7 protein-coding genes are annotated in these 6,773 nt (G+C 62.9%); 3 read left to right on the top strand and 4 right to left on the bottom strand.

Annotated elements, in window-relative coordinates; genetic code table 11:
• The first annotated feature begins 4 nt into the window (after positions 1–4).
• A complete protein-coding gene (locus EN932_RS04865; RefSeq protein ID WP_245483258.1) occupies positions 5–520 on the top strand; it encodes a CarD family transcriptional regulator in 516 nt (171 codons plus the stop codon).
• A gap of 165 nt (positions 521–685) precedes the next feature.
• Here EN932_RS04865 and EN932_RS04860 read toward each other — a convergent pair whose 3' ends face one another.
• A complete protein-coding gene (locus EN932_RS04860; RefSeq protein WP_127384601.1) occupies positions 686–2,455 on the bottom strand; it encodes an ATP-binding protein in 1,770 nt (589 codons plus the stop codon).
• Between the two features lie 130 nt (positions 2,456–2,585).
• Here EN932_RS04860 and EN932_RS04855 point away from each other — a divergent pair, with 130 nt between their 5' ends.
• Together EN932_RS04855 and EN932_RS04850 are read left to right on the top strand one after the other, a co-directional pair.
• Positions 2,586–3,245, top strand: a complete 660-nt coding sequence (locus tag EN932_RS04855; RefSeq protein ID WP_013529177.1) for a response regulator transcription factor — start codon at positions 2,586–2,588, stop codon at positions 3,243–3,245.
• A 155-nt stretch (positions 3,246–3,400) separates the two neighbouring features.
• A complete protein-coding gene (locus EN932_RS04850) occupies positions 3,401–4,012 on the top strand; it encodes a LysE family translocator (RefSeq protein WP_024502939.1) in 612 nt (203 codons plus the stop codon).
• Positions 4,013–4,193: 181 nt separating this feature from the next.
• On the opposite strand, the gene EN932_RS04845 is transcribed toward EN932_RS04850, so the two are convergent.
• The 3 genes from EN932_RS04845 to EN932_RS04835 all read right to left on the bottom strand — a co-directional run bounded on the left by EN932_RS04845 (position 4,194) and on the right by EN932_RS04835 (position 6,541).
• Positions 4,194–4,964: an amino acid ABC transporter ATP-binding protein gene (locus tag EN932_RS04845; RefSeq protein WP_013529175.1), complete on the bottom strand. Its 771-nt coding sequence runs from the start codon at positions 4,962–4,964 to the stop codon at positions 4,194–4,196.
• Positions 4,961–5,641, bottom strand: coding sequence for an amino acid ABC transporter permease (locus EN932_RS04840; protein WP_013529174.1), 681 nt, complete (start codon positions 5,639–5,641; stop codon positions 4,961–4,963). Before EN932_RS04840 ends, EN932_RS04845 begins: the two co-directional genes overlap by 4 nt.
• 126 nt (positions 5,642–5,767) lie before the next feature.
• Positions 5,768–6,541, bottom strand: a complete 774-nt coding sequence (locus tag EN932_RS04835; RefSeq protein WP_013529173.1) for an amino acid ABC transporter substrate-binding protein — start codon at positions 6,539–6,541, stop codon at positions 5,768–5,770.
• Between the last annotated feature and the right edge of the window lie 232 nt (positions 6,542–6,773).

Raw genomic sequence — 6,773 nt, 5'->3', positions numbered from 1 at the left:
GTACATCGTCTACCCGGCGCATGGCGTCGGCCAGATCGTCTCGATCGACGAGCAGGAAGTTGCTGGACACAAGCTGGAACTGTTCGTCATCGACTTCTCGAAGGACAAGATGCGCCTGAAGGTGCCGGTCGCCAAGGCGACCTCCATCGGCATGCGCAAGCTGTCGGAAGAGGATTATGTCGAACGCGCGCTGAAGGTCGTGCAGGGCCGCGCCCGCGTCAAGCGCACCATGTGGTCGCGCCGCGCCCAGGAATATGATGCGAAGATCAATTCGGGCGACCTGATCTCGATCTCGGAAGTCGTGCGTGACCTCTACCGCGCCGACAACCAGCCGGAGCAGTCCTATTCCGAGCGTCAGCTCTACGAGGCGGCGCTCGACCGCATGGCCCGCGAGATCGCGGCCGTCAACCGCATGTCGGAAACCGAAGCCGTGCGCTTGATCGAGGTCAACCTCAACAAGGGCCCTAAGCGTGGCGCCAAGGCCGACAATGAAGAGGCCGAGCAGGAAGAAGCTGCCTGATCTTTCTCACCTTTCGAGAAATCCTGCCAGAAACGATTGGAGGCTCCGGTTTGACCGGGGCCTCTTTTGCTTTCGGGCGGCAGCTTCGATGTTGGTAGGCCCTGCGCACCAGCGTGCTGCATCGCGGCTTGCCGGCGCGCCGAGCCGTCGAGCGCGCGTTTCGCTTTAACGTGTGTCGCCACTTATCGCCTTGCCGCCAAAGCAGACCGCGGCAATGGTCTCGCGCAATTCCTCGTCGGCGATCGGCTTGTGCAGGATGCGGCTGCCGCTGGCGCTGATCTCCTTGAGGCGCGCCGGCGACGTATCGCCAGTAATGATGATGGTCGGGACAAGCCGGCCGATATGGGCGTGAAGCGCACGGATCGCGTCGGTGCCGGTGGTGTCATTCTCGAGACGGTAGTCTGCGATGATCAGGTCGACCGGCGCATCGCCGGCAGCCAGCGCCGCCGTATGGGCCTCCTGCGCCTCTGCGGCGGAGCGGCCGGGATAGACACGATGTCCCTCCAGGCTGAGCAAGCGCACCATGGCATCGAGAACGTCGCCCTCGTCCTCGACCACCATGATGCCGGCGGCACTGCTGGCCGGCGATGTCGTGTCGACCTCCAAGCGAGCTTGCACCGCGCCGGCCTTCGCGACGGTGATGGAAAACAGGGAACCGCGCCCGGACGTCGAAGCCAATTTCAGGGGGTGCCCCAACAGCTCGGCGGTGCGGCGAACGATGGCGAGCCCGAGTCCCAGGCCTTGCGTGCGGTCCCGCGCCGGGTTCTGCAACTGCACGAACTCCTCGAAGACCATCCCCTGCTGATCGGCGGGGATGCCGGGGCCGCTGTCGAGGACCTGTATCTCCACACATGCGCCGCGCCGGCGACAGCCCAGCAGGACACCACCTTGCTTGGTGTAGCGAAGGGCATTCGAGATCAGGTTGTTGAGGATGCGCTTCAACATCATCGGGTCGCTGTCGACGTAGAGACTGCTGTCTACCACGCGCCACGTAAGTCCGCGTTGTTTTGCCTCGGCGGCGAATTCATTGCGAAGATCACCAAAGAGGTCGCGCAGCGGCACCGCCTCGCTCGCGACCGTGACGATGCCCGCATCGAGCCGCGAGATATCGAGCAAAGCGTTGAGCAGCCCACTGAAGTTGCTGACAACCGATTTCGCCCGGCTGGCCAGATCGCGCGCCTCGCCGGAGGGTACGTCGCCGCGCTGCCCCAATATGGCAAGCGTCGAGACCAGCAGGCTCAGGGCATGGATCGGTTGGCGCAGATCGTGACTCGCCGCCGCCAGAAAACGCGTCTTGGCACGGTCGGCGGTCTGCGCCCTGTCGCGTTCCTCTTGCAGGTGCTCGACCAGCGTTTCGTTCTCCAGTCGCAGGCTGACGGTTTCGCGCAGCATGCGGTAGGTGATACGGCAGTAGTAGAAATTGATCGCCACCAGCGATGCGAGCAGGAACAGGAAGGCGCCGGAAATATCGCTTTGGGTGGTCAAGCAGCGCAAGGCGACCGGCACCACCGTGGCCAGGATGGAACCGACCAGCGCCGGCGGAAAGGCCGACAGCGACGGCACCGTACCGCAGACGAGACCAGTCAGGACGATGACCGTGAAGGACAGCACGATCGGCGCCTCGGGCATAAAGCCGACCCAGCCAAGCACCCCCCACAGAAGGCCCGACATACAGGAAAACGCCGTGGCCAGCCATGCCCAGCGCAAGATCGAGCCGCGATCCCTTGAGCGGCTGAAAAAACGGCGCGACGCCAGCACCCGGATAGCCGTCAGCAGATACAGCGCCGCCAGCCAGCCGATCAGCCAATTGGCGGAAACGGCCGTTCTCAGAACATAGACCGCCGCCATCGAGATCACGATGTTGGAGATGACCACGCCGTAGGAATTGCGATACAGGAGTTCGACCAGGGCCTGGCGTATCTTGTCTTCCTGCATCGAATCCCTCCAATTGTCCCAAGTAATTCTCCGGCCGGTCTTCCCCGGTACCGTTGATCTACCGGCAACCTGTTTCGCATAAGTTGGCGATCGATCCATATACGCCGCTGCAGCCCTGGATGGTGCCCCGATGAACCGCTCGCTCACCGCCATACTCGCCGACGACCATGCCATCGTGCGCGAGGGGCTGAAGCTGCTTATCTCGGCTATGGACAATATCTCGGTCGTCGCCGAGGCTGCGGATGGCGAGGCGCTGCTTGGCCAGCTGCGAAGCACGCGCGCCGACCTTTTGATCCTCGACCTCGGCATGCCAGGTGTGACCGGGATGCAGTTTATCGCCACCATCAGGACCTTGGCGCCACGCCTGCGGATCGTGGTGCTGACGGCCAATGTCGAGCCGAGGACAGTACGCGCCGCGCTCAGCGCCGGCGCCAACGCCTACCTGACCAAGGATGGCGATCCAGAGGAACTCGGCGCTGCCATCGAAGCGGTCAAGAACGGAGGCACCTATCTGGCGAAAACCGTTCGCTTCGCGGTCAGCGATATAGGCAGGGAAAGCGAGCCGATAGCCGCGCAGGAAATCCTGTCCCCGGTACCGCTGACGCGGCGCGAACGGCAGATCCTTCAACTGGTGGCGCAAGGCATGATCACGCGCGACATCGCCGAACGACTGGGCATCAGCCTGCCGACCGCTCGCAAACATCGCGAAAATCTGATGGGCAAGCTCAGTCTCCACAACACCGCCGAACTGACCGCCTACGCGGTTCGTCTGGGATTGCCCACCGGCTGATATCGCAGCCGCGACAATGGGCAACCCGGCAACGTCCCCTTAACCATCGGCAGATTAGCCAAACCCGATCATCATCCAAATACGGCATCCGCCGTATGTTTTCGGCCTGCCCCCCGGCCTACTCCTCCCACGGCTTGATCATGGGAGGAGCTGTCATGCCATCGCTGGATCTCTGGATTCCGTTCGCCCTCGCAACGCTCGCCTTCGCCTGCATGCCAGGACCGGCGATTCTCTACATGACAGCGCAGACGCTGGCCCATGGCCGTCAGGCGGGATTGATGGCGGCGCTGGGTGTCCATCTTGGTTGTTACGTGCACATCCTGGCCGCGGCGGTCGGGCTCGCCGCACTGATGGAACACGCGCCGGTCGCTTTCTTGGTGATCCGATGGGCGGGCGCCGCATATCTCATTTCGCTGGGCCTTGCCATGTTCCTGGGCTGGAACCGGATGGGTGAGGATGGTGCCAGGCCGGCCCCGAACACATTTCGCGACAGCATGGTCGTCGAGATCCTCAATCCCAAGACGGCACTGTTCTTCCTGACCTTCCTGCCGCAGTTCGTGGATCCGTCAGCCGGCATGGCCGTCGGGTTGCAGTTCCTCATCCTCGGCATCATCGTCAATCTCATCTTCTCGATGGCCGACCTTGCGGCGGTCGGCATCGCCTCGCTCGCCGTTGGCCGGTTCACTGGCGCCGGATGGGTGATCCCCAAGACATGCGGTTCGATCCTCATCGGACTTGGCGTGGCGCTCGTCAGCCATCATATCTGAACCTGCAAATGAAGAGCCGCGATTTCGGGGGAGATCTGACGGTGAAATTTCAGCGGCTGCTGGCGGCAAGGCCCGATATGCCGAAGGATGGCTGACGGCCTGCTCGCGCATCCGGCAAGATATACCGGAACCGGCGCGCCTTCGGGGCCATCGCCCGAATTCTACAGACCCTAGGCCGCGCCTACCCGCCGCCGCCTTCCTTCTCAGCCTCCTGCTTCAGCGTCGCAATGAACCGCTTCGTCCGTTGCTGCTCCGGATTGTTGAACAGCACCGCGGCCGGTCCCTTCTCGACGACGACGCCGGCATCGAGGAACACCACTTCCTTGGCGATCTTGGAGGCGAGGCGCAGATCATGCGTCGCCATCACCATGGTCGTGCCTTCACTGGCGAGCTTGCCAAGCACGTCGACCACCTCTTGCGCCAGTTCCGGGTCGAGTGCCGAGGTCGGCTCGTCGCAGAGCAGCACTTTCGGCGACGGCGCCAAGGCGCGGGCGATCGCCACGCGCTGCTGCTGGCCGCCCGACAGCGTCGCCGGCCAGGCGTCGGCCTTGTGCGCCATCCCCACCTTCTCCAGCAGAGCCAGCGCCCGCTCGCGTGCCCTCTCAGGCGCCCATTTCAGCACCGTCACCAGCCCTTCCATGACGTTCTCGATCGCGGTGCGATGCGGAAACAGCTGGAAGTTCTGGAACACCATGCCGGTCTGCAGCCGCAGGCGCTGGATATCCCTGGCCGGAACCCTGCCACCAGGATGGAATTCGAGCGTCTCGTCGCCGATGCGCACCGTGCCCGAGGTCGGGATCTCCAGGAGGTTGATGCAGCGCAGCAGGGTGCTCTTTCCCCCGCCCGACGGGCCGACCAGCGCAGTGACGCTGCCTTCGGCAATGGTGACCGTCACGCCCTTCAACACGAGATTGTCGCCAAAGCGCTTTTCGATGTTGCTGAGGCCGATCATGAGCGTGCCTCCAGGAAGCCGCCATAGCGGTTGAGCCGGGTCTCCAGCCGCGTCTGCAAGGCCGACAGCACCGAACTCAGCGCCAGATAGAGGATCGCCGCCTCGACATAGAGGATCAGCGGCTCATAGGTGGTGGCGACGATGCGCTGCGCCGCCTGGAACATCTCCGGCACGGTGATGGCGGCGGCCAGCGACGTATCCTTGACCAATGAGATGAAGGTGTTGGAAAGCGGCGGCACCGCGACCCGGCCGGCTTGCGGCAGGATGGTGCGCCGCATCGCCTGGCTCCAGGTCATGCCGATCGAATAGGCCGCTTCCCACTGGCCCTTCGGCACCGACCCTATGGCCGCGCGGATAATTTCCGACGTGTAGGCGCCGATGTTGAGCGTGAAGCCGATCAACGCCGCCGTGAAGGCGTCGAGCAGGATACCGACCGACGGCAGGCCGTAGAAGATAAGGAACAGCTGCACCAGCAGCGGCGTGCCGCGGAAGATCCAGACATAGAAGCGCACCAGCGCGACCAGCGGTTTCGGACCAAACAGCCGGGCAAGCGCCGCACCCAACCCAACGGTCAGCCCAAGGACGAAGGACAACAGCGTCAGCGGCACGGTGAAGATCAGCGCCGCCCACAACAGCGAAGGCAGCGACTCCAGCATCAGTTGCAGCCAGTGCGGCACGTAAGACCCTCCAAATAAGTCGAGGCTTCGTCGAGGCGCGACATATCACGACAAAAGCGGCGGACCGTCAAAGACGACTCGCCGCTCGATATGTCCTGTGGGCCGCGGAGCGGCCCGCCTCATAGATTACTTCGAAACGTCCTGGCCGAAATAGGTGTCGGAGATTTTCTTATAGGTGCCGTCGGCCTTGATGTCGGCCAGCGCCTTGTTGATCGCCGCGACCAGCTCCGGATCGCCCTTGCGCACGATGACGCCGGAATAGTCGGCGTTTTCCTCTTGCGCGGCGATCTTCACATTGGCGTCGGGCTTGTGCTTCTTGAAGTCGAGGAACGACAGGCTGTCATTGATCGTGGCGTCGGCACGGCCTGTCAGAAGCAGCTGGATCGATTGGTCGAAGCCATCGGTGCCGACCAGCTCGGCGCCGTTCGTTTCGGCCAGCTTGCCGAAATTCGAGGTCAGCGACTGCGCCGACTTCTTGCCCTTGAGATCGGCAAAGGTCTTGATGTCTGTGTTGTCGCCGCGCACGATCAGCACCGCCTTGGAGGCGATGTAAGGATCGGAGAAGTCGTACTTGGCCTTGCGGGCATCGGTGATGCCGACCTCGTTGATGACGGCGTCATAGCGATTGGCGTCGAGGCCGGCGATCAGCCCGTCCCACTTGCCTTCGAGGAATTCGACCTTGACGCCGAGCTTGTCGGCGATCGCCTTGGCGATTTCGACGTCGAAGCCGACCAGTGCGCCCGAAGTGTCATGATAGGTGAATGGCGCATAAGTGCCTTCCGTGCCGACCTTGATGACCCCGGCCTGCTTGATCTGGTCGAGATTGGCGCCGGCATGGCCTGCGGTGACAGCCAAGGCCTGCAGCGTTCCGGCGATGATGAGCGACTTGAGCCATTTCATTTTTCTGTGATCCCGTCCTTGGCCGGCCGACCGGCATATTGTGAGCGCTGGAAACTGACAGATGCAAGCCGAAAAAATAAGGAACAGAATTCCAAAAACAACCAGTTTCTGAAATCGCATACTCAAACTGGCGCTTTCCAGCCGACACCAGAACTGTCGCGGATCATCCCCGGAGCCCGTCGGGCAACACAATCCCGCAGCCACGGTCGCGGAACCTTTCCCGCGCATGGCA

Source organism: Mesorhizobium sp. M7A.F.Ca.US.002.01.1.1, from assembly GCF_004022955.1.
GTDB classification, from domain to species: domain Bacteria; phylum Pseudomonadota; class Alphaproteobacteria; order Rhizobiales; family Rhizobiaceae; genus Mesorhizobium; species Mesorhizobium ciceri.
Note: the sequence above shows the minus strand (reverse complement) of the source record. Positions and strands in the feature narration are given on the sequence as shown.